Annotated in this window: 26 protein-coding genes; 3 read left to right on the top strand and 23 right to left on the bottom strand. The window is 60.3% G+C overall.

All coding sequences use genetic code 11. The features are described 5' to 3' along the window. Window positions 1-35: 35 nt before the first annotated feature. A complete protein-coding gene (locus CFI11_RS17250) occupies window positions 36-329 on the top strand; it encodes a chorismate mutase (protein WP_130408139.1) in 294 nt (97 codons plus the stop codon). Between the two features lie 26 nt (window positions 330-355). Continuing rightward, window positions 356-1,258, top strand: coding sequence for a bifunctional methylenetetrahydrofolate dehydrogenase/methenyltetrahydrofolate cyclohydrolase FolD (folD, locus tag CFI11_RS17245; protein WP_130408137.1), 903 nt, complete (start codon window positions 356-358; stop codon window positions 1,256-1,258). Here folD and CFI11_RS17240 read toward each other — a convergent pair. The 17 genes from CFI11_RS17240 to CFI11_RS17165 form a co-directional block, all read right to left on the bottom strand. After that, entirely contained in the window at window positions 1,255-1,620 is a 366-nt protein-coding gene (locus tag CFI11_RS17240; RefSeq protein WP_254448946.1) for a PaaI family thioesterase, read from the bottom strand. The two genes, folD and CFI11_RS17240, sit on opposite strands and share 4 nt — an antisense overlap. 66 nt (window positions 1,621-1,686) lie before the next feature. Continuing rightward, window positions 1,687-2,361 carry a ligase-associated DNA damage response endonuclease PdeM gene (gene pdeM / locus CFI11_RS17235; protein ID WP_130408133.1) on the bottom strand — a complete coding sequence of 225 codons (675 nt, stop codon included), beginning with the start codon at window positions 2,359-2,361 and terminating at the stop codon, window positions 1,687-1,689. Between the two features lie 48 nt (window positions 2,362-2,409). Next, window positions 2,410-4,854 carry a ligase-associated DNA damage response DEXH box helicase gene (locus tag CFI11_RS17230; protein WP_130408131.1) on the bottom strand — a complete coding sequence of 815 codons (2,445 nt, stop codon included), beginning with the start codon at window positions 4,852-4,854 and terminating at the stop codon, window positions 2,410-2,412. 111 nt (window positions 4,855-4,965) lie between these two features. Beyond that, window positions 4,966-5,649, bottom strand: coding sequence for an NAD(P)-dependent oxidoreductase (locus CFI11_RS17225; RefSeq protein ID WP_254448945.1), 684 nt, complete (start codon window positions 5,647-5,649; stop codon window positions 4,966-4,968). A gap of 106 nt (window positions 5,650-5,755) precedes the next feature. Then, window positions 5,756-7,066, bottom strand: coding sequence for an ATPase (locus tag CFI11_RS17220; protein WP_130408129.1), 1,311 nt, complete (start codon window positions 7,064-7,066; stop codon window positions 5,756-5,758). A 113-nt stretch (window positions 7,067-7,179) separates the two neighbouring features. Beyond that, window positions 7,180-7,674, bottom strand: a complete 495-nt coding sequence (locus CFI11_RS17215) for a prepilin peptidase (protein ID WP_130408127.1) — start codon at window positions 7,672-7,674, stop codon at window positions 7,180-7,182. A gap of 4 nt (window positions 7,675-7,678) precedes the next feature. Further along, entirely contained in the window at window positions 7,679-8,530 is an 852-nt protein-coding gene (locus CFI11_RS17210; RefSeq protein ID WP_130408125.1) for a lipopolysaccharide assembly protein LapB, read from the bottom strand. 27 nt (window positions 8,531-8,557) lie between these two features. Continuing rightward, window positions 8,558-9,136, bottom strand: coding sequence for a tetratricopeptide repeat protein (locus CFI11_RS17205; protein WP_130408123.1), 579 nt, complete (start codon window positions 9,134-9,136; stop codon window positions 8,558-8,560). A gap of 21 nt (window positions 9,137-9,157) precedes the next feature. Then, a complete protein-coding gene (locus CFI11_RS17200; RefSeq protein WP_130408121.1) occupies window positions 9,158-10,129 on the bottom strand; it encodes a type II secretion system F family protein in 972 nt (323 codons plus the stop codon). A 9-nt stretch (window positions 10,130-10,138) separates the two neighbouring features. Next, window positions 10,139-11,107 (bottom strand): type II secretion system F family protein, encoded by a 969-nt coding sequence (locus CFI11_RS17195; protein ID WP_130408119.1) that lies wholly within the window; start codon window positions 11,105-11,107, stop codon window positions 10,139-10,141. Between the two features lie 5 nt (window positions 11,108-11,112). Continuing rightward, window positions 11,113-12,546, bottom strand: coding sequence for a CpaF family protein (locus CFI11_RS17190; RefSeq protein WP_130408117.1), 1,434 nt, complete (start codon window positions 12,544-12,546; stop codon window positions 11,113-11,115). Between the two features lie 27 nt (window positions 12,547-12,573). Further along, window positions 12,574-13,812: an AAA family ATPase gene (locus CFI11_RS17185; RefSeq protein ID WP_130408115.1), complete on the bottom strand. Its 1,239-nt coding sequence runs from the start codon at window positions 13,810-13,812 to the stop codon at window positions 12,574-12,576. Between the two features lie 204 nt (window positions 13,813-14,016). Beyond that, window positions 14,017-14,682, bottom strand: coding sequence for an OmpA family protein (locus CFI11_RS17180; protein ID WP_130408113.1), 666 nt, complete (start codon window positions 14,680-14,682; stop codon window positions 14,017-14,019). A 4-nt stretch (window positions 14,683-14,686) separates the two neighbouring features. Next, window positions 14,687-16,111, bottom strand: a complete 1,425-nt coding sequence (locus tag CFI11_RS17175) for a type II and III secretion system protein family protein (protein ID WP_130408111.1) — start codon at window positions 16,109-16,111, stop codon at window positions 14,687-14,689. A 193-nt stretch (window positions 16,112-16,304) separates the two neighbouring features. Then, window positions 16,305-17,162, bottom strand: coding sequence for a Flp pilus assembly protein CpaB (gene cpaB, locus CFI11_RS17170; protein WP_130408109.1), 858 nt, complete (start codon window positions 17,160-17,162; stop codon window positions 16,305-16,307). A gap of 127 nt (window positions 17,163-17,289) precedes the next feature. Further along, the gene (locus CFI11_RS24370) at window positions 17,290-17,463 is read right to left on the bottom strand and encodes a hypothetical protein (protein ID WP_165390296.1); all 174 of its coding nucleotides are present in this window, start codon (window positions 17,461-17,463) and stop codon (window positions 17,290-17,292) included. Window positions 17,464-17,569: 106 nt separating this feature from the next. Next, entirely contained in the window at window positions 17,570-17,749 is a 180-nt protein-coding gene (locus CFI11_RS17165) for a hypothetical protein (RefSeq protein WP_130408107.1), read from the bottom strand. A 322-nt stretch (window positions 17,750-18,071) separates the two neighbouring features. On the opposite strand from CFI11_RS17165, the gene CFI11_RS17160 reads away from it, so the two are divergent. Then, complete coding sequence (locus CFI11_RS17160) at window positions 18,072-18,887, top strand: lytic transglycosylase domain-containing protein (RefSeq protein WP_174843513.1); 816 nt, start codon at window positions 18,072-18,074, stop codon at window positions 18,885-18,887. Between the two features lie 62 nt (window positions 18,888-18,949). Here the strand turns inward: CFI11_RS17160 and CFI11_RS17155 are convergent, their stop codons facing one another. The 6 genes from CFI11_RS17155 to dprA all read right to left on the bottom strand — a co-directional run bounded on the left by CFI11_RS17155 (window position 18,950) and on the right by dprA (window position 25,744). Further along, window positions 18,950-19,240 carry a GNAT family N-acetyltransferase gene (locus tag CFI11_RS17155; RefSeq protein ID WP_130408105.1) on the bottom strand — a complete coding sequence of 97 codons (291 nt, stop codon included), beginning with the start codon at window positions 19,238-19,240 and terminating at the stop codon, window positions 18,950-18,952. Next, window positions 19,233-19,859: a 3-oxoacid CoA-transferase subunit B gene (locus CFI11_RS17150; RefSeq protein WP_130408103.1), complete on the bottom strand. Its 627-nt coding sequence runs from the start codon at window positions 19,857-19,859 to the stop codon at window positions 19,233-19,235. Before CFI11_RS17150 ends, CFI11_RS17155 begins: the two co-directional genes overlap by 8 nt. Window positions 19,860-19,880: 21 nt before the next feature. Next, the gene (locus tag CFI11_RS17145; protein WP_130408101.1) at window positions 19,881-20,909 is read right to left on the bottom strand and encodes a PAS domain-containing protein; all 1,029 of its coding nucleotides are present in this window, start codon (window positions 20,907-20,909) and stop codon (window positions 19,881-19,883) included. 11 nt (window positions 20,910-20,920) lie between these two features. After that, complete coding sequence (locus tag CFI11_RS17140) at window positions 20,921-21,616, bottom strand: CoA transferase subunit A (protein WP_130408099.1); 696 nt, start codon at window positions 21,614-21,616, stop codon at window positions 20,921-20,923. 163 nt (window positions 21,617-21,779) lie between these two features. Further along, window positions 21,780-24,467, bottom strand: a complete 2,688-nt coding sequence (topA, locus tag CFI11_RS17135) for a type I DNA topoisomerase (protein WP_130408097.1) — start codon at window positions 24,465-24,467, stop codon at window positions 21,780-21,782. A 128-nt stretch (window positions 24,468-24,595) separates the two neighbouring features. After that, window positions 24,596-25,744, bottom strand: coding sequence for a DNA-processing protein DprA (gene dprA, locus CFI11_RS17130; protein WP_130408095.1), 1,149 nt, complete (start codon window positions 25,742-25,744; stop codon window positions 24,596-24,598). Window positions 25,745-25,807: the final 63 nt, after the last annotated feature.

Here is a 25,807-nt window from a genome sequence, read left to right as displayed (position 1 = left end):
ATTAGGTCAGGGCCAACATATCAAGGAGACCTGACATGCGCGCCCCTCAAGATTGCACCAACATGGCCGAGCTGCGCGCGGCCATCGACGAATTGGATCGCGAGATCGTTGCCAAACTTGCCCAACGCGCCCGCTATATCGACCGCGCTGCGGAGCTGAAACGGGAGAATGGCCTGCCCGCCAACATCCCCGCGCGGGTGGAGGAGGTGGTGTCTCGCGTCCGCACCACGGCGGGTGAGGCCGGGTTTGACGCCGACCTTGCCGAGACGATCTGGCGGGCGATGATCGACTGGTCCATCGCGCGCGAAGAACAGCATTTGGGGTCCTGAACCCCGCCACGGAAGGAGAAGAGCCCATGACCGCCACCCTGATCGACGGCAAGGCCTTTGCCGCGAAAGTCCGCGCGCAGGTCGCCGAACACGTTGCCACGCTGAAGGCGGATCATGGGATCACCCCCGGTCTGGCCGTCGTACTGGTGGGGGAGGACCCGGCGAGCCAGGTCTATGTCCGCTCGAAGGGCAAGCAGACGGTCGAAGTGGGGATGAATTCCTACGAGCACAAGCTGGAGGCCGATACGTCCGAAGCCGACCTGCTGGCGCTGATCGACCAGCTGAACAACGATCCGGCGGTGCATGGCATCCTGGTGCAGCTGCCGCTGCCGGGGCATCTGAACGAAGACCTCGTGATCAATTCGATTGACCCGGCCAAGGATGTGGACGGCTTTCATATCTCCAATGTCGGTCTTCTGGGCACGGGTCAGAAAAGCATGGTGCCTTGCACGCCACTGGGCTGCCTGATGATGCTGCGCGATCATCACGGCTCTCTGTCGGGCATGGACGCGGTGGTGATCGGACGCTCCAACATCGTGGGCAAGCCGATGGCACAGCTTTTGCTGGGCGATAGCTGCACGGTGACCATCGCCCACTCCCGCACCAAAGATCTGCCCGACGTGGTGCGCCGTGCCGATATCGTCGTTGCCGCCGTGGGTCGGCCTGAGATGGTGCCGGGCGACTGGATCAAACCGGGGGCCACGGTGATCGACGTGGGCATCAACCGCATCGACGCGCCGGAAAAGGGTGAGGGCAAGACCCGCCTTGTGGGCGACGTGCATTTCGAAAGCTGTGCTTCTGTCGCTGGCGCCATTACGCCCGTGCCGGGCGGTGTGGGGCCGATGACCATCGCGTGCCTGCTCGCCAACACCCTGACCGCGACCTGCCGGGCCAACGATTTGCCCGAGCCGCAGGGCCTGACCGCTTAAGGGGCCACCGGGACCATCGTGCCCTGCATGAGGGCGATCAGTGTTTCCTGATCGCCGGCTATGGCGTGCACCTCTGCCGTGACGATGACAAGTCTGCGCCCCGGTTTGATGACGTGGCCCGTTGCGCGGAGCATGTCGCCCCTGGCCGGGGCGAGGAAATTGACCTTTATCTCGGCTGTCACAACCTCCTGATCGGGCGGTAAGACCGTCAATGCCGCATAACCCGCGGCGCTGTCGCCAATGGAAAAGGCCAACCCCGCATGGGCCGCGCCATGTTGTTGCAGAACCTGGCTGCCGATAGCCGCTTCGATTGCCACCTTTCCCTCGTCAATCTCCATCATCCGGGCGCCGAGCGTGGTCATCATACTCTGCGCGGCAAAGCTTTGACGCAGCTTGGTTTCGAGGCGATCCGATATCATTCTGGCCCGTCACACATGTCTGAGGCGCGGCATCGGCACCGCCTTGGGGGCGGGCCCCGTCAGGATGGCAAGAGCGTCCTCGCGCATGAGGCGGGCAAGGATGTCTGACGTGCAGCGCAGACCGCCTGTGTAGGTGCCGTAAGACGGTAGAATCACCCGGCTCTGGTCCACCAAAAAGGCCGGGCGAGAGATCATGCGCGCCCGCGTCGGGATGTCAGCCTTTGGATGATAGTGCCCGGAAATCTCTCCGTCTGCACCATCCTCGGCAATATGGCGGAAGGTGAGCGGCGCAAGGAAAAGCTCGACCAGGTGCTCGCCATCCAGATCGACGGGGCCGGGGTCATGGTTGCCCTCGATCCACACCCACCGGCGTCCGGCCTGGAGCCGGGCAATCCACAGTCGTTCTTCCTCCGGCAGCGCCATCGCCGCGCCGAGATCGTCGAAGCTGTCGCCAAGGCAGATCACCGTCTTGGCCTCAGTCTGCGCAAGATCACTCGCAAGTCGGCTCAAGGTGTCGCGTGTCTCATAGGGGGGCAGTGCAGCCCCGCCACGCCGCGCGATCCGCTCGGATTTGCCCAGATGCAGATCCGACACGCAAAGCAGCGCCTGATCCGGCCACCACAACGCGCCGGATCCCAGCGCCTTGAGAGTTGCGCCTGCCAAGGAAAACTCATGCAAGTTCATGATCCGTTCCTGCCGCAGCGCGCCGGTCAGATCAAGCTGAAATCGCGTCTAGAAGGGAACCCGCCATTGCGGCTTGGGCGGTTCGGGCAGTTCCCCAAGCCCCGCCAGTTCCATGAGCCGATCCGCTTCCTCCGCGAGCAGACGTTCTTCGGCCAGCCCTTTGATCGGCACCCGCCCCGGTTCGAGGAAGAGAGGGGCGGCCAGCGGGGTCACGCGGTCCAGTTGCAGATGGTCGATGCGACCCTCGACGCGCTCTGCCATCTCCTCGATCCGGCCGAAATCAACGAGGCCGCGCAACGCTTCCTCCCGCGTGATGCGCATCATCAGGTGGTCGGGGTCGTATTTCAAAAGCGTGTCATAAAGGATATCCGACGAAAACGTTGCCTGCCGCCCGGATTTGCGCGCGGACGGCGTGTTGCGCTCGATCAGCCCGGCAATCGTCGCGCTGGCCCGGAAGGTGCGTTTCATCACCGCGTTTCCAGCCAGCCAAGTGTCGAGCCCGTCGCGCAGGGCCGCGATATCAAAAAGCGGCGCGGGGTCCTGCATGGCGTCCAGTCCCCAGATCAGCGTCGCATAGTCGGTAGAAACGAAGCCCAGCGGGTTCAGCCCCATCTCCTCCAGCCGTTTGGTAAGAAGGAGGCCAAGGGTTTGCTGTGCATTGCGTCCGGCAAAGCCGTAGACGACCATCTGCTCGCGTCCGTCATGGGGGAAGCTTTCGATCAGCAGGCGGCCTTTCTGGGGCAATTGCGAGACCTCCCGCTGCAGGGCCAGCCAGTCGGCAGTGTGCTTGGGCAGGGCCGGCCAGTTGTCCTGGGCGAACATGTCAAGAATGCGGGCGCTGAGTTGGGTGGAGGTGGCGAATTTCGTACCCATGAAGGTGGCGATCTTGGGCTTCTTGTCGGCGCGCCGGGTGACCTCCACCGTCATCTCGCGCAGGCTCTCATAGCGGACGATCTGCCCGCCGATCAGGAACGTGTCGCCGGGGGTGAGGGTGGCGGCAAAGCCTTCCTCGATCTCGCCTAATGGTTTGCCGCCGCGATTGCGTTTCAGACGCACCTTGAGCGTGTCGGTGTCCTGGATCGTGCCGATATTCATCCGGATGCGTTGTGCCGCGCGCGGGTCACGCAGATGCCAGAGCCCGTCGCGCAGCACGATCCGCTGCCATTGATCATAGGCGCGCAGGGCGTAGCCGCCGGTCGCGCAGAAATCGAGACAGGCGTCGAAGGTTTCCCGATCCAGAGCGGAATAGGCGCCGGCGCTGGTCATCTCGGCATAGAGCGCATCGGCATCGAAGGGTCCCGCGCAGGCGGCGATGAGGATATGCTGGCAGAGCACGTCGAGCGGGCCGGAGCCGCGCGGGTCCCCGTCCAGATCACCAGTGCGCACGGCGTCCAGAGCGGCGAAGCATTCAACGACCTCGAACCGGTTCGCAGGTACCAGCAACGCCTTGGAGGGGGCGTTGTAGCGGTGATTGGCCCGCCCGATCCGCTGGACGAGGCGTTTTACGTTCTTGGGCGCGCCGATCTGGATCACCAGGTCCACATCACCCCAGTCGATCCCCAGATCGAGGCTGCCGGTGCAGACGATCGCGCGCAGCTCTCCGCGGACCATCGCGCCCTCGACCCGCTCGCGCTGTACCCGGTCGAGGCTGCCGTGATGGATACCGATGGGCAGGGCGTCTTCATTGGCAAGCCACAGGTTATGGAAGAAAAGCTCCGCCTGCGCGCGGGTGTTGTGGAAGATGAGCGTGGTCTTGTGCTGGCGCACCTGCTCTAGCACCGCCGGGATGGCATAGGCGGCGCCCCCGCCGGCCCAGGGGGGCTTTTCCTCGGTTTCCAGCATGCGGATATCGGGGGCGGGACCCGGATCGGCATGCAGGATCTCGCAAGGATCGGGATGACGGGCCAGTTGATGGGCGATGGCGTGCGGGTCCTCCACCGTGGCACTGAGTCCGACCCGGCGCAGATCGGGGCAGTAGCTTTGAAGCCGGGCGAGGGCGAGCATGAGCTGATCCCCCCGCTTGCTTTCGGCGAGCGCATGGATCTCATCGACCACGATGCGTTTGAGGCCCGCGAACATACGCGGCGCATCTTCGTAGGAGGTCAGGAGGGCGAGGCTTTCTGGCGTGGTGAGCAGGATATGCGGCGGGTCGGCGCGTTGGCGTTTCTTGCGGCTGGCAGGCGTGTCCCCGGTGCGGTCGTCAATGCGGATGGGCAGGCCCATCTCTTCGACGGGCGTGGTCAGGTTGCGTTTGATATCCGCCGCCAGTGCCTTGAGCGGCGAGACGTAGAGCGTGTGCATGCCGTCTGCCGGGTCCTCTGCCAGATCGACCAAAGTGGGCAGGAAGCCGGCAAGCGTTTTGCCGCCGCCTGTGGGCGCGATCAGCAGAAGGGCTGGATCGCTGGCACGGTTCAGCATCTCCTGCTGGTGCGGGTGGATGGACCAGCCTTTGCTGGAAAACCAGGTCTGGAACATTTCGGGCAATACGCGCATGGCGGGAATGTAGCGGATGTCGGATTGAGGGCCAGCCCGGTGCCATTATCTGTCGGACCAATGGCGCGACAAAGGCGATCCCCAGGATATTTGTAACCAAAAAAAAGAGGGTTACCGCGTCTTCAAATTGAGGATGGCGGTTTGAATCGTCTTCGGCAGCGCGATATCTGCATCCGGTGGTGCCGCATCGAGGGCCGATGCGATGTCCTTGACGAGGATGCTGATCGAATTGTCGGGCGCATAGCCGTCGCGGGCGAATTCAATATCGTCAAAGTGTGAGGCGAACCAATTCTGGCCCGAGGAGGTTTGGATCAGATCCAGCAAGGCACGCTCCTCGATCCCAGAGGCCTCGGCCCAGTCGAGCACCAGCCGCGTCATCGCGGTGTTGGAGGCGGCCAGGAGGTTGTTGAGGACCTTGGCCTGCATGCCTGCGCCATAAGCTCCCATCCGGTGAAAGTGGGCGCCCATCGCGTCAAAGAGCGGCTGGTGACGGTCAAGCAGTCCCGCGGCGCCGCCCAGCATGAAAGACAGGCGCGCCTCTTCCGCCGCGATCTGGGCTCCGGACATCGGGGCGTCGATCAGAGAGATATGTCGTGCCACCCGCACAGGCAGCGCGCGGACATATTGGGGTGAAAGCGTGGAGCAGAGGATAATGGTCTCAAGGCGCGGCGCTGCGGCAAAACCCTGGGCCTTGAAGAGGACCTCCTCGGTCTGCTCCTCGTCCCGCACGACGGTGATGAGGGTTTGCAGGCCCGCGGCAAAATGAGCAGGGTCATTTGTAACATGGGCGGCCATCGCCCCGCACTCCGAGGGCGGGCGACATAGCCCTTGGCCTCCAATCCGGCGCGGCGCAGGGCGGCCAGCATGGGTCTGCCCATCCGGCCGCATCCTGCAACCCCGATCATTTCACGATGGTTTCGTCTTTGACGAACATGTTGGCCCAGGCGCGGTCTATCAGGTCCGGGGTCATCTGGTAGGGGATCCCTTCGAACTCGCAGATGGCGATCATCTGGTCGATCAGGAAAACCGGTTGATAGTTGGCATAGATATTGTCGATGGTCGGATACTTGACCTTCAACAGGTGCAGCAGCGCGCCCTCGTCCAGAGGCATATTCTTTTTGCGGGCGACAAGGGCGAAGATCTTCAGGAAGTTTTCCTGGTTCGGCCCGTCGATCTTGATCTTGAAGAAGATCCGCCGCAAGGCCGCCTGGTCAAAGATCTCGTTCGGGTGGAAGTTGGTGGAGAAGATCACCAGCGTGTCGAACGGCACCTCGAACTTTTCGCCCGATTGCAGGCCAAGGATGTCCTTGCTCTCCTCCAAGGGGACGATCCAGCGGTTCACGAGAGCCTGCGGCGGCTCCTCCTGACGGCCAAGGTCATCCACGATAAAGATGCCGCCCGAAGATTTGAGCTGCAAGGGCGCCTGATAGGTCCGCGCGGTCGGGTTGTAGACCAGGTCGAGCATCGAGAGTGACAGCTCGCCCCCTGTGACAACCGTTGGCCGCGCGCAGCAGACATACCGGGTATCAAAGCGATTGCCCGTGCGGCGGAGCGAGGTGGGATCGTCCTTTTGAACTTCGGCCGCGGAATGCACGATCGGGTCATAGACCGTGATGACTTGTCCCGAATATTCAATGGCGTAGGGCACATAGACCCTGTCGCCCATCGCGTCCCGAATGCCGTTGGAGATCGAGGATTTGCCGTTGCCCGGTGGCCCATACATCAGGATCGAACGGCCTGCGCTGACCGCGGGCCCCAGATGATCAAGCAGGCTGTCGGGCAGGATCAGATGGCCCATCGCGCTGGTCAGTTGATCGCGGGTGATCTGGATGTTCTTGATGGATTGACGCTCAACCTGTTCGCGATAGACATCCAGCGGCACGGGCATGGCGCCGAAATATTCCGATTGCGACAGCGCGTCGAGCGCCCGGGCCTTGCCGGCATCGGTCAATTGATAGCCCATTTCATTGCCGTTATTGGCATTCAGCGTGCCCGTCGCTTCAATCAGTTTCTGTTCGCGGGCGAGATCCACCAATTCCTGCGTCACGGTGACGGGCAAACAAATCGCTTCCGCAATCTCGCTGACCATGTCGACGTTTTTGCGGAAAACCGTCTTCAGCAAAATGTCCCGCATCATGACGATCGGGAGTTTCATTTCCGACATATTCCGGGGCGGCGGAGGCGCCATTACGGCGGTGGGCTGCATATTCATGACGGAGCCTGTATAATGTTCTGTACTGCTTTGTCTTTTCTGAACATGGTAAACGAACTGATCCGTATCCCAAAGCATTTTGGGGAGCGATGATTTAGATTTGGTGAAAGATCTCAGCCGCCCAGATAAACGCCCAGGATCAGATAAATTGCGAGCGTGCCTCCCAAAGACAGGCCCATCGGAAACTTCCAACCCCTGTCCCAGCTTTTCCAATGCGGAGCGATCCGGCGCAGGGGCGTGTATTTCGCAAGTCGGTGCGTGGCGACGGCTGCCAGAAGATTGGCAGCGAATATCACGATGATGAGCCGAAAATCACCTGCGGCGATGTAGGGCGCAGCGGCTGCGGCGAATTTCGCATCCCCCGCACCAACCGCGCCACCGGCATTGAGAACAATGCCGATTACAAGGACGATGGCCAGTTGAGCAAGTCGCCAGCCATAATCTGCAAAAGGCATGACAAAGAGCCCCAAGACCAGAAACAGCGCGCCAAGAACAAGAACGGCCTGATTTGTGATGCGCATTTCGCGCAGATCGGTGAACGCCACGTAAAAGCAGATCGGGAGCACGAACGGCAGGAAAAACAGGGCCTGCGCGCTGGGGATCGTCATGATGTCAGCTTTGTTCAAGCGCGCGCAACGACCGCACCGCCTCTTCGAAATGCTGGGGATGGGTGTCGATGGATTCGCGCAAGATCCCCTTGCCGGTCTCGACATCGCCCTGTTTGACCGCAGAAAGCGCCATGGTATGCAAAAGCTGGGCGCGCTCGATCTGGCTCATCGGGATGACGGGCAGGGTATAGTTGCGCTGTGCGCCTCGCGCCAACACCATGTTGTTTTTGGCGGTGAACAGGCTCTCATCTTGGCGAATGGCTTCGGTGAAAAGACGCTCGGCTTCCGAGAAGTCTCCCCGGGTCAGTTTGGAATAGCCCCAATTGTTCAGAACGCCCGCCGGGCGCGTGGTCAATCCAAGCGCAGTTTCATAGAAACTGTCCGCGGTTTTCCATTCCTTGTTCGCGTCCGCGACCATCGCCTCAAGACGATAGCGTTTGAATGTTTCATGCGTGGGTGGAATATCATCCAGCGTCTTTTCGGCGCGATCCCAATCGCCCGCGCGGATCAGGGCATCAGCCAGGTTCACGCTGTCCTCGGGCGTTGCGTCTTTCATCGATACGACTTTTGACCAGGCCGGAACGGCTTCGCTGATCCGGCGGGCGCGGACCAGCGAAAGAGCAAGGCCGCGTTGCGCATCAATTCGATCCGGATTGTCCTTGGCGGTGCGTTGGAAATGAGTGACCGCTTCGTTCGGGTCCGCGACGGTCAGCATGACGTCGTTCAGATTGCTTTCGTCGATGACATTGACGTCCTGAAAGGCCCGCTCAACCGTTTCGTCGCCATTCTTCTCGCCGCACGCCGATAAGGCGAATGCACCGGTCAGGCACACCGATAAAAGGATAGGGTGGCGCATGTTTGTGCGTCCTTTACTGCTCTGTCCTCATAGTGTCTCGCGAAGCAGGAAATCACCGCTGCCGCGCCGCACCAGTTTATAGTTTTCTATTTGTCCAGCAGTATTATCACGATTTTCGGATTTTGCGAGCGCTAAGCGTAAATTGTCTCGGATTGATGTGCTTTCGCCATTGTCGAGCGCGAAGGCCTTTCGAAAGATTTGCACGGCTTCTGCCGTTTTACCCCTTTCCATCAAAACGACGCCTAGGTTGTTCCACGCTTCGGGCCAGTCCGGCTCCTCTCGGACACTGCGGCGCAAAAGCTCTTCCGCCTGTCCCAGGCGTCCCAGGCCAAGATTGGCTGTTCCAAGGCCGGAGATCACCTCTGGTGTCATTCCGTTTTCCAGGGCCGCGCGTGTGAATGCATCAATCGCCAGTTCGTATTCGCCGGCGGCCATCAGGCGATGGCCGACCTCCACACCGTCAACAGCCTGCCCGCGGCGGTCGATACCAGGGGCATATGGTCCGCCTTCGGTTTCTGAAATGGCGGGCGCCCCGCAGGCGGCAACACCGGCGAGGCTGCAGATAAGTAGAATGCGACCTTTCCACGTCGATCCGCGCTGTCCCATGTCGCGCGCTGTCCCTGCTCTTTATTGACCCATCTGGGTGATCCCGTGCACCGAAGGCCCGACCAGGATGATCAGAAGCGGCGGCACAGTAAGCATCATTGTGGCAAGGGTCATCTTCGTTGGCAACTTGTTTGCGGCCTCTTCCGCGCGCATCACCCGCTTGTCCCGCATCTCGCCGGCATAGACCCGCAGCGCGTCGGCGATGGAGGTACCGAAGGTCTGGGACTGGATCAGAACGGTCACGAAGGACGAGACATCCTGAACGCCGCAGCGTGTTCCCATGTCACGCAGGACGGTGGCCTTATCCTTGCCCGCTTTCATCTCGTAGGACACGATCTCGAACTCGTCGGCGAGCGCCGGGTAGGACGCCCGCAGTTCCTTGGCTACTCGGATGATCGACTGGTCGAGCGACTGCCCGGCCTCGACGCAGACCAGCATCATGTCGAGCGAATCCGGGAAGCCGGCGGTGATCTGGGCCTGCCTCTCCCCCACGCGCCGTGTGACCCAGTATTTCGGCAACATGTATCCGACACCGCCGGGTCCAATCGTATACATGATGAGTTGCTGGGTGTCGAAATTCTGGTCCGCATTCAGAACAGTGACGTAAAGCACGCCCGCGACAAGGCCGATCAGGCCAAGTGCGAGTTGTGCGACGTGAAAGACACGCACGGCATCCTTGGACTGATAGCCGGCCTGGGTCAGCTTGAGCTGGATCGCGGACAGCTCGTCCACGTTCTGCGGCTCAAGGAAATTGGCAAAGCGTTCAAGTTGTTCGTTCCGGCCACCCTGGCGCAGACGTTCCTTTTCCGACTTCTTCTCTTTGACAACACTCGCGTTGCGCTTGAGCTTTTTAAGCGGATCCTCCGGCTGGTTCATCAGCATCGGAATGGTCAGCAGGATCATAAAGAGACCCAGACCACCGACAGCGATAAGCGGGCCGAAAGGTCCCAGGGAACTGGTGAGCAGATCGTTGGCGTATGTCAGAAAATCCATGACCGGGCCTCAGACTTTGATGTTGGTGAGGTAACGCATCACGATCAGGTTCAGCGTCAGAAGGATACCGACGATAAAGCAGGCCGGAATGAAATAGGGGTGATCAAGCACCTCGTCGTAGTAGTGCGGATCCTGAACCTGGATCACGATCAGGGCGAGGAGCGGGAAACCCGACAGGAACTTGCCGGACCACTGCGCCTCGGCCGTGATCGCCTTGACGCGGCGGAAGAGGCGAAAGCGGGCCCGGATCACCTTGGCCAGGCCATCCAGCACCTCGGCGAGGTTACCGCCTGATTGCTGCTGGATCGTCACGGCGACCGACAGAAAGCGCATATCCTGGATATCCAGCCGTTCGGCCATTTCCTTGAGCGCCTCGCCCACGTCACGGCCATAGGCCGCTTCATCCGCGATGATACCGAATTCCGTGGCCAGCGGATCTTGCACCTCCTTCGAGACGATCCCGATGGCCGACACGAAAGGGTGACCGACACGCAAGCTGCGCACCATCAGCTCCACCGCGTCGGGAAGCTGTTCCTCGATCATGGCGATGCGCTTTTTGGCCTTCGATGACACCCAGAAGAACACCGCACCCACGCCAATCACAATCGATAGCGCGATGCGCACCGGCGGTTCGGTTTCCGTTCCGATGCTCAGACCGACAAAGGCAATCGCGGCAAGCCCCGCCATCACCAGGATCAGCTGTTGTGGGGTAAAGGCAATCGCAGCCTTCTGCGCCTTTTCTGCAAGCAGCGAATAAAGCGGGATGGACTGCGATTTCATATGCTGCTGCATTTCCTTGCGCAGCTGTTCCAGCACCTGCTCGCGCCCGGTGCCCTTGTCCATCATTTCCAGCCGGCGGTTGACCCGGCTGTTCAGGCTGATCGACTTGCCGAAGGCGACCAGATAGACCCCTTCGACCAGGACGAGAACACCGACGAAAATGAGCCCGTAGATAATCGGCTCTGCACTGATTTCCATAACTCTTACCCCGCGTTGATCGGTTCGTAGATCGAAGCCGGCAGGTCATACCCCCACATCCGAAACCGCTCTGAAAAATGGCTGCGCACGCCGGTTGCCGTAAAATGACCGATGATCTTGTTGTCTGGTGTCAGCCCGACACGCTGGTAGCGAAAGATCTCCTGCATTGAAATCACATCGCCCTCCATCCCGGTAATCTCGGTGATCGAGGTCATACGACGGGACCCGTCCTGCAGGCGGCTGGCCTGCACGATCAGGTTCACAGCCGAGGAGATCTGCGAGCGTACCGCCTTGATCGGCATCTCGATCCCCGCCATCGCGATCATGTTCTCCAGACGGCTGATCCCGTCACGGGCGGAGTTGGCGTGGATCGTGGTCATCGACCCGTCGTGGCCCGTGTTCATGGCCTGCAGCATGTCGATGACTTCCTCGCCGCGCGTCTCACCCACGATGATCCGGTCAGGACGCATCCGCAGCGCATTTTTCAGACAGTCACGGGGAGACACCTCGCCCTTGCCTTCCACGTTGGGCGGCCGGCTTTCCATCCGGCCCACATGGGTCTGTTGGAGTTGGAGTTCCGCTGTATCCTCGATGGTGAGGATCCGCTCGGCATTGTCGATGAAAGAGCTGAGCGCATTCAGCGTCGTTGTCTTACCCGAGCCGGTGCCCCCGGACACGATCACGTTCAGACGCGTGGCGACGGCCGCTTGCAGATATGCGGCCATTTCCTCGGTAAAGGCGCCGAAATTCACCAGATCGTCGATGCCCAGCTTGTCTTTTTTGAACTTCCGGATCGAAACGAGCGAGCCATCGACAGCAATGGGCGGCACCATCGCGTTAAAACGCGAGCCGTCTTTCAGGCGGGCGTCCACATAGGGGTTCGATTCGTCCACGCGCCGTCCCACAGCGCTGACGATCTTGTCGATGATGCGCAGGAGGTGGCGTTCGTCCTTGAACGTCACATCGCTAAGCTCCAGCTTGCCCGCGCGCTCCACAAAGACCTGCTGCGGACCGTTCACAAGGATATCGTTGACTGTTTCGTCCTGCAAAAGGGTTTCAAGCGGGCCAAGGCCCGTAACCTCGTCATAAAGCTCCTTGTTGAGCGTTTGACGGTCGTCCCGATTGAGGACGATGCCCTTTTCTTCAAGGATTTCGCTCGCGATCGAGCTGATCTCGGTCCTTAACTCGGCTTCGGTCGCATGTTCCAGCGCGGCCAAGTTCAGGTTTTCGAGCAGGGCGCGGTGCAACTCGACCTTGATCTCGCCCATCCGCTCCTTGCGCTTGCGTTCCTTGTCCATCGGCGCCGTCTCGGCGGCCTGCTTTTGCGTGGGCCGTCGCAACCGGGCCGGCTGATCCGCTTTGGCCGGAGCCGCTTCGGGATTGTTTGCAGGCTGTGCCGGCGCAGGCGCGGGGGCCGATTTTTTATACTTGGAAAACACGTCTTTTCACTCGTTATTGTTCCGCGGTCAGGCCGCCTTGGGCGCGCTTTGTCCGATTTCGTGCAAGGATGTCGCCAGCTTGACGATTTCGCGTCGCAACGGATTCTTCGCGACCGACGCCGATAGCGGCGTGCCGTGATCACAGGCCTGCATCACCGGTTTGCCACCATCGGGCAATTGCAGGTCGATTGAGATGCCAAGGCTCTCGGCCATCCGTTTGACCCTGCTTTTTCCGCTCAGATCGGTGAACTTGGGGGCACGGTTCAACGCAAAGCGCAGTTTGTTGAACGGCAGATCTTCGGATTGCAACGCCCGCTTCAGACGCAGCGCGTTCTGGGCCGACCGCATATCAAGCTCAAGCATCGCGAAATAAACATGCGACATTTGCAAGATGGTCTCTGACCATTGGACCAGCGTGGACGGCATATCGACAATCACATAGTCAAAGTGACTGCGCGCCATCTCGATCACACGGGTGATATCCTCGGGCGATACCAGATCCAGAGGCAGCATTTCAGAGGGTGCCGTGAGCACTTGCAGCTTGTCCTCGAAGCTCATGAGCGCCTGACCAAAAACCTCTTCATCCAGGTTCTCGGTATCCGAGAGCATTTCGTAGATTGCTTCGCGTCGCGGCAGATCCAGGTAGGTCGAGACCGATCCGAACTGCAAATCCAGGTCGAGCAGGCACACCGTCTGCTGATCACCGCTTTGGAGATTGGCAAGCTCCCAGGCCAGGTTCACGGCCATGGTGGTCGATCCGACCCCGCCGGCCAGACCATGCACGACGATCAGCGCGCCTTCTTTCGAATGTCCCGATGTCAGCGGGCTGGCGCCTTCGACCGGGCGCAAAACCGGTTCCTCGGTGCGCCGGATCCTGTCGATGGCGGCCTGCAATTCCTGTTCCGGCAAGGGGTAGGGGACAAATTCATCCGCGCCCTTGCGCAACAATTGATGCAGAGAGGCGGGTGTTACATCCTCGGCAATCAGGATGACCTTGATGTCGCGCGACTTGGCTTGGCTGATGATCTCGCCCATCAGGACAAGGTTGTCCTCGTCGCTTTCATCCAAGGCAAGGGCGATGAATTCCAGAGCTTCGGCATCGGGTTGCCCGAAAAACGCCAGTGCTTCGGCAAAGCCCAGATCGCCCCAACATTCCCCAAGCGCGGTTTCCATGTCTTCGATCAAAAGGTCGAAGTTCTGAACATCACGACTGACCGTGCAAGCCGTGATCGGACTTGTCTCCGGTTGTGGCATCGGACTGCTCATCACCACTGCTCCTCGCTATGAGGGGACCATGAGCTTTTGCTGGAGCGGCTTGTTCCGTCCGTGCCCAAGATCACCCGTCTTGTTCCACCGGGTGAAGACACTCCACCCTTTGGTAGAACCTGACCGGCAATCTGGGCGACATTGCGGCCAAAAAACTCCAATTGTTGGGTTTCGTTGGACGATGCCGGCGCGAGAGCGGTATTGTTATTCGTCCGTCCGGGTGGTCAGACCTGTCAGCTTGGTCTGTCCTGTCGCGCTTTCCACATATTCGCGATAGACGACCTGGGCATACTTCCCGTCCAGAAGCGTCGGATGACGTTTGACGAAGCCCGACACCTCGGTCACCGTGCGGCGATTTCGACGCTCGCGACCCTCGGTCACGATCAGCGGCCTTGTTTCACCAAAAGAGACTACTGCTTCCAGCCGGGATCGGCTGATCCCCAGGGTGGAGAGGTAGTGTACGACCGCATTGGCCCGCCTTAGACCAAGGCGTTTGTTGTACGCATTCGATCCGACGGCATCGGTGTGTCCAAACACGCGAAACCGGACCTCGGGAAATTGGCGGATCCAATCGGCCTGATGCCGCAAGGTCTGCCGGGCGCTTTCGTCAAGCTGGGCGCTGTTAAAGGCGAATGTGATCGTTGACGGCACTTCACTGGCAAAGCGGCGGGCAAGATCGATGGCGAAGTCCCGTTCGCCCGACTGAACCATGATATTGTTGGCCGTGGCATTTCCGAAAAAGCCGCTGTCGACCTGTGCGCCAGCCTCGCGGAAAAACGCGGTTCCGACAGGACCCTGATCCGTCGTACATGCAGCGAGGGTGATCGTGCCAAAAACCAGCAGAGCGGGGATTGTCCGTTTCGGGGTCATCTGATCAATCCATCACATAGCCGTAAGAGCCGCTGAAATCCTGCTTGGCAACCTCGCCCACAGCGCCCCGCTGGGGTCTGTTGCCGGACGCCGTGCGTCCAAAGAGGAACAGATCGCGTTCGGTGGGCGGCTTGACCCGGTCAGTCGGCAAGGCAAGCGTCTCGCCCCGTGTCGGGGACACCAGATGCGCCGTAATGATGATCACCAGTTCGGTCTGCTCACGTTGATAGTCAGCACTGCGGAACAACGCCCCCAGCACGGGGATATCCCCGATCCATGGAAGCTGGCGGTTGTTGTCGAGAAAGTTGTCTTCGATCAGGCCCGCGATCGCAAAGCTTTCGCCATCGCGCATTTCCACCGTCGTGGAGGTTTCCCGCCGGGTGAAAGCGTCAATTTCGAACCCGTTCACAGAAAATCCGTTCGTCGGATCGATATCGGACACCGCTGCGTTGAGCTCCAGGTTGATGATATCCTGGTCAACAACACGCGGGATGAAGTTCAACTCGATCCCGAATGGCTTGAACTCGACACTGATCTCGCCCCCGTCCTGGCTGACGGGAACCGGATATTCGCCACCCGCGAGGAACTTGGCCTCCTGACCCGACAGAGCGGTCAGGTTGGGTTCGGCGAGGGTGCGCACGACGCCTTTCTGCTCAAGCGCCTCAAGGAGAAGGCCAACTTTCAGGGATCCCGAGCTGAAACCGAAAAGGATCGCGCCTGCATTGTCATTGTTGGCCGGAATATCGCCGCCGATTGCATTGGTCACGGCTCCGGAGGTGTTCAAAGAGCCGGAACCGCCATTCACGCCAACGTTTCCGCCCAGGCCCCCGTTATCAAGCGCAAGCGATGCGCTGAGGCTTTTCGAGACCGAGCGCTGCATCTCGGCAAAGCGCACCTTCAGCATTACCTGCTGTACGCCACCAACGCTCATCAGGTTCGACACGCGTTCCGGCGCATATCGTTCCGCCAGATCAAGCGCTCTCTGCAGGCGTTGCGCGCTCGACACTGTCCCAGACAGCACGATCCCGTCATTGGCCGTGCGCACCTCGATCCGCTCGCCGGGCAGAATCTGGCGAAGACGCTCTTTGAATTCAGTGACGTCCGCTGCGACTTTCACGTCAACATTCGTGATCAGCCGTCCGCTTGCATCCAGCAAGGTCAGCGTCGTCAAACCAGGTGATTTGCCCAGGACATAAATCGTGCGGTCCGACAGCGACGAGATATCCGCAATGCCGGGATTGGCGATGCTGAGTTCTGAAAAGGGGATGTCACTTTCGACCACCACGGCGCGGTTCATGGGCACGTTAAGCGTCGATGCCGTGCCTTTTTTCACAACACGCAGCGTTTCAGCCTGTGCAACGTTTGCGACCGGGAACGAAACAAGTGCAAGCCCGACCAGGCCCGCCTTGATCCAATTACTCAATTTCATGTGACCTGCCTCTCCGATCACGCCTCTTTCGCCGGGTCTTGCTGCCCGAAATTTACGCTAGTTTGCGTGAACTTGTTTTTTTTTGCAATAATCAAGGATTTCCGAGAAAAGATTGATGTGGATAAGTCACATCAATCAATATTGCAAAAGCCGGTCCGTTAAGCAGACCGGCTCTCAAAGCACTGAAATACCATCAATTTGTGCAGGGGATCGGAATTTCGACGACCTCTGCGCCGCGACGGGTGCGGATCGTGCAAACCTTTTCTTCTTCGGCCTGCGCTTCGATTTGCGCTGTTTCGATCCCCAACAAAGTCCGCTGGTCTATTTCGATGCCGCCGGCAATCGTATCGTCATCCGCGCCGACGAGCGACAAAGACAAGCTGCCCGTCGTTTGGGCCTGAGCCAGTGCCGCAACCTGTTCAGGCCGAACGGCCACAGTGACAGTTCGCGCGATCACAGCCTCCTCAAGGTCACCGCCCGCGGTTTGGTCCACCGCGATGAGTTTGACACCGGCTTCGATTAGTTTGGTGACATCGCCCCGGGCGTTGTCAGAGATCCTGTCGACGCTTCCGGTCCAATAGACGTCTACACGGTCGCCCGGGCGCAAGAAGCCGGAGACACCGCTGGCCACATCGACCCGGATCGCAAAGGCCCGCATTCCACGCTCCAGCCGCGATGTCAGGCCCGCATCCTCTCCCGGTTCGGTGACTTTGATGGCCATGATGGCCTCGTCCTTTTCCATCGCCCGCAACACAAACCGGCGATTGTCGCCTCCCTCAGGGAAAAGCACCGACATATCCGTGAAGATCCCTTCCGGCAGGGCGTTTTCGGGCCAGCGGACAACGCGAACATCTTCCTTGGCCAGGACTTCGCCGTATTTCAGGGGGCGTTCCGAGACGATGACGTCAACGGTGGGCACAACTTGAGCGCGCGCGGCGCGCTCATTCGCCAGCTCATTCTGATAAGCCGAAATATAATTCTTGGCCATCATGACCGCTCCGCCAGCAAGTCCCAGACCGACCAGCAGTACCAATCCAAATACCATACGCATGACTACACCTTTCCATTGCCCCGGGTTGTCCCGGTGTCTCTAGCTCGGGATGATTTTCATCTGGGACTGTGGCCAAAGCATGGAGCGCTATGGGTCAGATTGCGACGTTCCGCGACAATGTGAACGATCAGATCAAGCCGCTCATATAGGCGACAAGGCCGCCTGTCGTGCTCAACGTTCCGGCCCGCATCGCGCCTGCGATCACGGCGGCCAGCAGGGCCAAACCGGCGCACAAAACGACCCAGTCCACAGTGACCGCACCGTCTTCCCTTTTACAAAAGCCCAAAATCCGTTTCAGCATCGCGCGTCCCCTTTTGGTGGCAGCCAGCAGATCGGCAAAGGGACCGTGCCCTGTATCAGGACACGGTCCCTTGTTCTTCTTAAACGTAAGCCGTCAGGTCAGAGGCTTAGGTCGGGATCTGCGTGCCCATGTAGGTCGAGGTGCCTGCAGTCACAGCGCTCGAACCGGATTCGATGGAGCCGTATGCAGCTGCGGCCAGAGCGGCAACAGCAGCCGTCAGCACAACCCAGTCAACCGTCACGGCGCCGTCTTCGTCTTTGCGGAAGTTTTTGATGAACTTGATCATTGTTAAGGTCCCTCCAAAGGATCATTCAGTTACACTTACCGTTGCGGACCGTGATGCATCGTGTCTCTCTCTTGATGCTGTCCGCTTCGGAGTGACACCGGTTTTGACGTTGGCCTGTGGCGGAAATTGGGCGCTCGGGAGGAATTTCGCGCCTTATTCATTTTTCTTTACCGGTTTTTCGGTGCTCTTTGGGCGGATCGTTCAAGCGAGCGACAAAAAGGTCACCTTTCCAGTGAATTATCGCAAATCCGGAAACAGCGGCTGCGTTAAGCCGGACAGCACGTGTTAACAGGGCTCAAAACAAACGAGCAGTGAGAACCAGGTGATTGCACGCGCATGTATTTGTGGGCTTGCCCTTGTCGGGCTGTTGGCGGATCCGGTGACGGCCAACGGCCCCAAGCCGTTTCCGGAATTCGAGGCCAAGCGCATCAAACCTCCCAAGCCCGGACAGCGCAGCCGTATCACCGTACAGATAGACCCGGAGGAACAGGTGGCATCCCCCGACGCCGAGGCGGAGCCCCAGGACGCGCCAAGTCCAAGAGCCGGAACGCCGGGTCGATATGCCTGGTTCTGGGAGCGGGTGTCACCCGATCTGGCGGCCACCGGTCCGGGACGGTTGGATGAAGCGCTTCAGACGATCAAGGGGCAGGGTGCCGGTGTGCCGACGCCAAGGCTGCAGCACCTTCAGGATATCGCAAAGGCGCGCGGTGTTCCTATTCTTCGTTCCACGATCGGCACCCAGGTGTCCCCGGCACTTGTTCTGGCTGTCATTTCGGTTGAATCCGCCGGTCGCACCGACGCCGTCAGCAGTGCCGGAGCTTCTGGCCTGATGCAGCTGATGCCTGACACCGCCGCGCGATTTGGTGTGACCGACAGCTTTTCCGTCGAAGAGAACATTGCCGGTGGGGTGAAGTATCTCGACTGGCTAATGACAGAGTTTAACCGCGATCCCATCCTCGTTCTGGCCGGCTACAACGCGGGGGAGGGGTCGGTACACAAACATGCCGGTGTGCCGCCCTTTTCGGAAACAAGGGACTACGTGCCAAAGGTTCTGGCGGCGTTTCAAGTGGCCAAGGGGCTCTGCAAGACACCGCCCGAATTGATCACCGACGGCTGCGCGTTTGCAGCCATGAAGTGAAACGGGGCGGTCGATGACCGCTCTCGCACATTACCGGGACGCTGATGGCCGTACTCTTTGCGTCAAACGTTGAAGACGTCCGCCCAATCGGGGTGTTTTGCCCGCTGGCTGTTCACGAACGGGCAAAGCGGGACGATCTTGAAGCCTTTCTCCCGGGCGTCGTTGACCAAATGCTCGACCAGTGCCAGCCCTGCGCCTGTGCCGCGCAGCTCATCCGGCACTCCGGTATGGTCGGCAATCCGCGTCTTTTCCGACAGAACCGAATAGGTCAGCTCAGCTTCGTGCCCCTCGTGTCGCAAGACATACCGGCCCTTACTGCCGTCACGCTCTTCGGTGATGGTCCATTCAGACAATGGTCGCCTGTGTCGCTGCGCGCAACTCATCCTCGGTGACGCCATCTGCCGTCTCGACGATCTTCAGCCCGCCTTCGACCACATCCATCACGCCGAGGTTGGTGATGATCCGGTCGACCACACCCTTGCCCGTCAGCGGCAGGGTACATTCGGTCAGGACCTTGCTGTCCCCGTGTTTGTTGGTGTGATCCATCACAACCACCACGCGGCCCACGCCGGCCACGAGGTCCATCGCGCCGCCCATGCCCTTAACCAGCTTGCCCGGGATCATCCAGTTGGCCAGATCGCCGTTCTCGGCCACTTCCATGGCGCCCAGGATCGCCATTGCGATCTTGCCGCCACGGATCATGCCAAAGCTTTGCGCGCTGTCGAAATAGGCGGTCTGCGGCAATTCCGTGATCGTCTGTTTGCCCGCATTGATCAGATCCGGATCGATTTCGTTCTCGGTGGGGAAGGGGCCCATTCCCAGCATGCCGTTTTCCGACTGCAGCGTCACCTCGATCCCCTCGGGGATATAGTTCGACACGAGCGTCGGAATGCCGATCCCGAGGTTCACATACCAGCCGTCTTCAAGCTCCTGTGCCGCGCGCGCGGCCATCTGATTGCGGTCCCAAGCCATGTTGGAAAATCCCCGGAAATGTTAAGAAGAGGGTTCGGTCGCGCCTGCTGGCACGTCGATGGTGATCACAGAGCCCGCGGCGCCCCGTCCCAGTTGCAGCGTGCCTTCGAGGCCTTCAATCAGACCTGTCACAATTCGTCCGCCGACTGTCCGGGGGTTGGGCCACTTGACCTCCCGCGGGATGCCAACGCCATCATCTGCAATGATCAGGCGCAGCCCGCCTTCGCTGAGGCGCGACATGCGCACCTCCACCAGACCGGAATCAAGCCGTTCAAAAGCATGTTGGAAGGCATTTGTCAGCACTTCCGACATCACAAGCCCCACCCGTGTCGCGGTCTCGATCGGCACTTCCAGCGGTTCGATCTGGAGGGACATGCGAATGCCCGACCGGCCGTCGATATGCGAAATCGCGGCGGCGAGACGCGACAGATAGCTTCCCAGCTGGATGCCATCGCGGTTCGATTTGGCATCTGACAGCTTCATCTCTTCATAGAGAAGCTGCAGCGTTTCGATCCTGCGCGACAAGGCCACGAAATCCTCCGGGGCGGAGGTTTCGCGAGATTGCTGTCGGATCATGGAGATAATCATCGACAGGTCCGACCGGACGCGGTTTTGAACCTCAAGCAATTGCTGGCTCACCCGGTCGGCGCTTGAGTCGAGGTCGCGTTCACGGATCTCTTTCTGAATGCCGATGAAGTATTGGCACTTGCCGTTCTGATCCTTGACCGGTGCGACGATCAGCCGGTTCAGAAACGGCTCGCCGTTGGCGCGGTAATTGAGGATATCGACAGTGACGTCTTCATTCCGCTCGACCGCCTTGCGCAGGCGGTCCACATCCGCCTTGTCCGTATCCTTGCCCTGCAAGAACCGGCAATTGCGCCCGATCGTCGAGGTGCGGCTATAGCCTGTTGCGCGTTGAAACGCTTCGTTCACGTAGACAATGGGATTGTCGTCGAGATTTGGGTTCGTCAATACCATCGAAACTTGCGCGCGGGAAAAGCCTTCGAAGGCTTTGTCGTCATCCAGCAATGTCGCAACGTTGTCCGGCATTCAGGTCTCCATTAAGCGGCACGTGTGGTGCGCTGTTCGATCCGTTTCTCATGTTCGCCCTGGATCAGGCGATGGACGTAGATGCCGGGCAGATGGATGTGATCGGGATCGATACTACCGGTCGGCACGATTTCTTCGACTTCCGCCACGCACACCTTGCCGCACATGGCAGCCGGCGGGTTGAAGTTGCGGGCTGTCTTGCGGAAGACAAGGTTGCCCGTCTCGTCCGCTTTCCAGGCTTTCACGATCGACAGATCGGCGAATATGCCCTTTTCCATGATGTAGGTTTCGCCGTCGAAATCCTTGTGTTCCTTACCCTCGGCAATCACCGTGCCGACGCCGGTCTTCGTATAAAACCCCGGGATCCCGCAGCCGCCGGCCCGCATCCGTTCGGCCAACGTGCCCTGCGGATTGAATTCAAGCTCCAATTCCCCGCTGAGATATTGGCGCATGAATTCGGCGTTTTCACCGACATAAGAAGAGATCATCTTCTTTACCTGGCGCGTTTGCAAGAGGATCCCGATCCCGAAATCATCAACGCCTGCGTTGTTCGATGCGAACGTAAGATCCTTGGTCCCGGCCTCCTTGATCGCGTCAAGCAGGAGTTCCGGGATGCCGCAGAGACCGAACCCGCCCGAGGCAATGAACATGCCATCAAAGAGCAGGCCATCAAGCGCTTCGGCAGCGTTTGCGTAGACTTTTTTCATGTGCTTCCCATGTCGGCTGGCTCAATCGTTGTCGCGCGCGCCCGTTGAAAAGTCAACAAATGCGCCGCCGCGAAATCAATAAACCGACGTTGCTGTCCCTGTTCGCTTCGAATGTGTATGCAGAAGTGTACAATGTGTGTCAATCCGCTCGTACATTCCGAATTCAACTGGCTTTTTTCGTTGTCGCCTTCTTCCGCGAAGCGGTTTTTTTCCGCGTGCCTTTTTTGGCTGCCTTTTCGGTAATGAGCTGAACGGCAAGCTCCAATGTCACCGCCTCAGGTTCGGTGCCCTTGGGAAGGGTCGCGTTTACCTTGGCCCATTTCACATAGGGTCCATAGCGCCCTTCCATCACCTGGATCGGCCCGCCTTCCTCCGGATGTTCGCCCAGCTCTTTCAGCGGTTTGGCGGCTGTGCCGCGCCCCCCGCGGGAGGCGGCCTTTTGGGCCAGAAGATCGACAGCGCGGTTAAGCCCGACGGTAAAGACCTCGTCGATCTCGGGCAGGGGCGCGGTGGAGCCACCCCGCGCCGCAGGATCGTCATTGTGTTTCAGGTAAGGTCCATAGCGCCCAATCGTGGCCCAGATCATCACGCCATCTTCGGGGTGGTGCCCAACCTCACGCGGAAGGCTCAGGAGCATCAGCGCCTTGTCGAGCGTCAGCGTCTCGGGCGCCCAGTCCTTGGGCAGGGATTGCCGCGGGGGTTTCTTGTTCTCTTCGGTCACCACGCCCCGCTGAACATAAGGACCAAAGCGCCCATCATGAAGCCAGATTTCCTCGTCCGCGTCATGGCCCAGCATCTTGCCTTCGGGCGGGATCGCGCCCACCTCCGCATCCTCCGACGGGGGGCCGAAGGGACGGGTGTAGCGGCATTCGGGGTAGTTCGAGCAGCCGATGAACGCGCCGCCCGAGCGCGCTGTGCGCATGCTCAGCCGCCCGACCTCGCAATTGGGGCATAGGCGCGGATCGCCGCCGTCTTCCTTGGGAGGGAAGAGGTGTGGTTCCAACACCTCGTTGATTTTCTCAAGCACATCGGTGATGCGCAGCTCGGACGTCTCTGCAATCGCGGCTGAGAAGTCGCGCCAGAAGCGGGTGAGAACATCCTTATAGTCAGCGTCACCCGCGCTCACGTGGTCAAGTTGGCTTTCAAGATCGGCGGTAAAGTCATAGCCCACATATTTGCGGAAGTAATTCTCAAGGAAGGCCGTCACCAGCCGGCCCTTGTCCTCGGGGATCAGGCGGTTCTTGTCCTTGCGGACATATTCGCGGTCCTGGATCGTGGTCACGATGGAGGCGTAGGTGGAGGGGCGACCGATGCCCAGCTCTTCCATCCGTTTGACCAGCGTGGCCTCGGTGTAGCGCGGAGGGGGCTGGGTGAAGGATTGGGTGGCCAAAACGGCCTCGTTCGCGGCCAGGACGGCAGCGCCGTTCTTTTCCATGCCTTTGGAGCTGTCGCCATCGTCGATAACGTCTTCGGATTTGGCGGCGGCCTTCGTGTAATCGGCGCGCAGGGACGCCGCCGCAAAAGTGGCGGGCTCCCCTTCGGAGATCTGGGGCAGGCGCTTGTCGTCGTCTTCGGCAACGTCGTCGCGGCCTTCCTCATAGACCTTGAGGAACCCGTCGAAGAGCACGACCTGACCGGTCGCGCGCAGACCGACCTGTCCGTCGGCGCTGGCAATCTCGACCGTGGTCCGCTCCAGCCGCGCGCCTTCCATCTGGCAGGCCAGCGTGCGTTTCCAGATCAGATCGTAGAGCTTGCGCTGATCGGCATCGGAGGTCTGGATGCCGTTTACGTCGCGGCTCATCTCTGTGGGCCGGATGCATTCATGGGCCTCTTGCGCGTTCTTGGCCTTGTTCTTGTAGATGCGCGGTTTGTCGGGCACGTAATCCGCGCCGTAGCGATCCTTGATTGCGTCGCGGGCCATCTCCACGGCTTCGGGCGCCATGTCGATGCCATCGGTCCGCATATAGGTGATGTAGCCGGCCTCGTAGAGCCGTTGTGCGGCACTCATCGCCTGGCGTGCGCCCATGCCGAATTTGCGGCTCGCCTCCTGCTGGAGCGTGGAGGTCATAAACGGGGCAGAGGGGTTGCGCGAGGTGGGTTTGGCCTCAACCGAGGCGACTTTCAGATCGCGCGACGTAATGGCCTGCACGGCCATTTCGGCCTGGGTTTCGTTTTCGATATCGTAACGGTCCAGTTTCTTGCCCGCCAGAACCGTCAATCGCGCCTCATATTCCTGTCCCTGCGGGGTCGAAAGCAGGGCTTTTACCTGCCAGTATTCGCGCGGGCGGAAAGCCTCGATCTCCATCTCGCGTTCGACGATGAGGCGCAGGCAGACCGATTGCACGCGGCCTGCGGACTTCGCGCCCGGCAGTTTGCGCCAGAGGACGGGGGAGAGGTTGAAGCCCACCAGGTAATCGAGCGCGCGGCGCGCAAGATAAGCCTCGACCAGCGGCATGTCGACCTGCCGGGGGTTCTGCATCGCTTCGGTCACCGCCGACTTGGTGATCGCGTTGAAGACGACGCGGCTGACGGGTGTGTCCTTCTTGATCGAGCGGCGTTTGGTGAGCGCCTCCTGCAAGTGCCACGAGATCGCCTCGCCTTCCCGGTCGGGGTCGGTTGCGAGGATCAGCTCGCCGTCTTCGGCCAGCGCATCGGCGATGGCCTTGACGTGTTTCTTGCTGTCGGAGGCGACTTCCCATGTCATCTCGAAGGATTGATCGGGATCGACAGATCCGTCCTTGGGCGGCAGGTCGCGCACGTGGCCATAGGAGGCGAGCACGGTATAGTCCGCGCCCAGATATTTGTTGATCGTTTTGGCCTTTGCCGGGGATTCGACAACAACGACGGGCATTTAGCGGAAAACCTCTTGAAAATGACTGGCGGCTCTATGGCCGGGCAACATGTGGGGTGCAAGGGGGAATTGTCAATTCCACGCCATGTGACACAGGTCTGCCCTCGGGGTCTGTCCCGGCGGAAGGGTCAGGAAATCCGCGCCAGAAGGCCACCGGGCTGACGTTCAATCTTGCCGTCAAGTTCAAGATCCACGAGGACCGGACCAACGGTGCGCGCGGGGGCGGCGAGGTCGCGGATCAGCTGGTCCTCGGCCATTGGCGAAGGGCCCAGACGGGCAAGGATTTTCTGGTGCAGGGCAGCGGTCTCCCGCAGGCTGCGTTGTTCTGGCGGCTGGGCAGGGATGATGGGCAGTTCGCCTTGCGCCGGCTGTTGCGTGCTGGCGATGGGACCAAGCGCTTCGATCACATCGTCGGCGTGGCGGACAAGGCGGGCCCCGTCGCGGATCAGCATGTTGCAGCCAGCGGCACGGGCATCGAACGGATGACCCGGCACGGCCAGCACCTCGCGCCCCTGATCAAGCGCGTCGCGGGCGGTGATCAGGCTGCCGGATTTGGCGGCAGCCTCGACCACTACAACCGCGCGCGACAGCCCCGAGATGATGCGGTTGCGGCGCGGGAAGTGCCGGGCCATGGGCTGCAGACCCATAGGCTGTTCCGAAAGACGCAAGCCCGATTTCGCGATATCCGTGGCAAGGTTCACGTTTTCCGCGGGGTAGATGACATCCACACCGCCCGCCATAACGGCAATGGTGCCGGATTTCAGAGCCGCGAGATGAGCCGCCGTATCCACCCCGCGGGCGAGGCCGGAGACAATCGCAAACCCTTTCGCGCCCAGATCATGTGCCAGGCCGCGTGACATCCGTGTCCCGAGGGAGGAGGCGTTGCGTGCGCCCACAAGGCCGATCATCGGCTTTTTCAGAAGTGCGGGATCGCCAATCGCCCAGAGCATCGGGGGCGCATCGTCGATATCGGCAAGATCGAGGGGATAGTCGGCGTCACCCAGGCACAAGAGCCGCGCTTTGGCGGCTCTTGCGGCCTTGAGTTCGGCGTCTATCACGCCGGGCGGGCATATTTCATATGCATCGAGCCCGGCTGCGCGCGCCACTTCGGGCAGCGCGGCCAGCGCGTTCTGCGCCGTGCCATGTTCGGCCATCAAGCGGTGAAAGGTCGTCACCCCGACACGCCGAGAGCGCAATAGGCGGAGCCACGCGAACCGATCTTCTTCCGTGGTGGGTGGGAGTGGGGGGTGAGTGGAAGAAAGGGTTTCTTCGGTCATCCGTCGCTCCGCCTGCTTGCAGAATCGGTTTTAGCGATTGCTGGTTAATGACCGGTAAACGTC

The organism is Thalassococcus sp. S3 (genome assembly GCF_004216475.1).
GTDB lineage: Bacteria > Pseudomonadota > Alphaproteobacteria > Rhodobacterales > Rhodobacteraceae.
The sequence above is the reverse complement of the archived record's forward strand: the minus strand, read 5'-3'. Positions and strand labels throughout refer to the sequence as shown.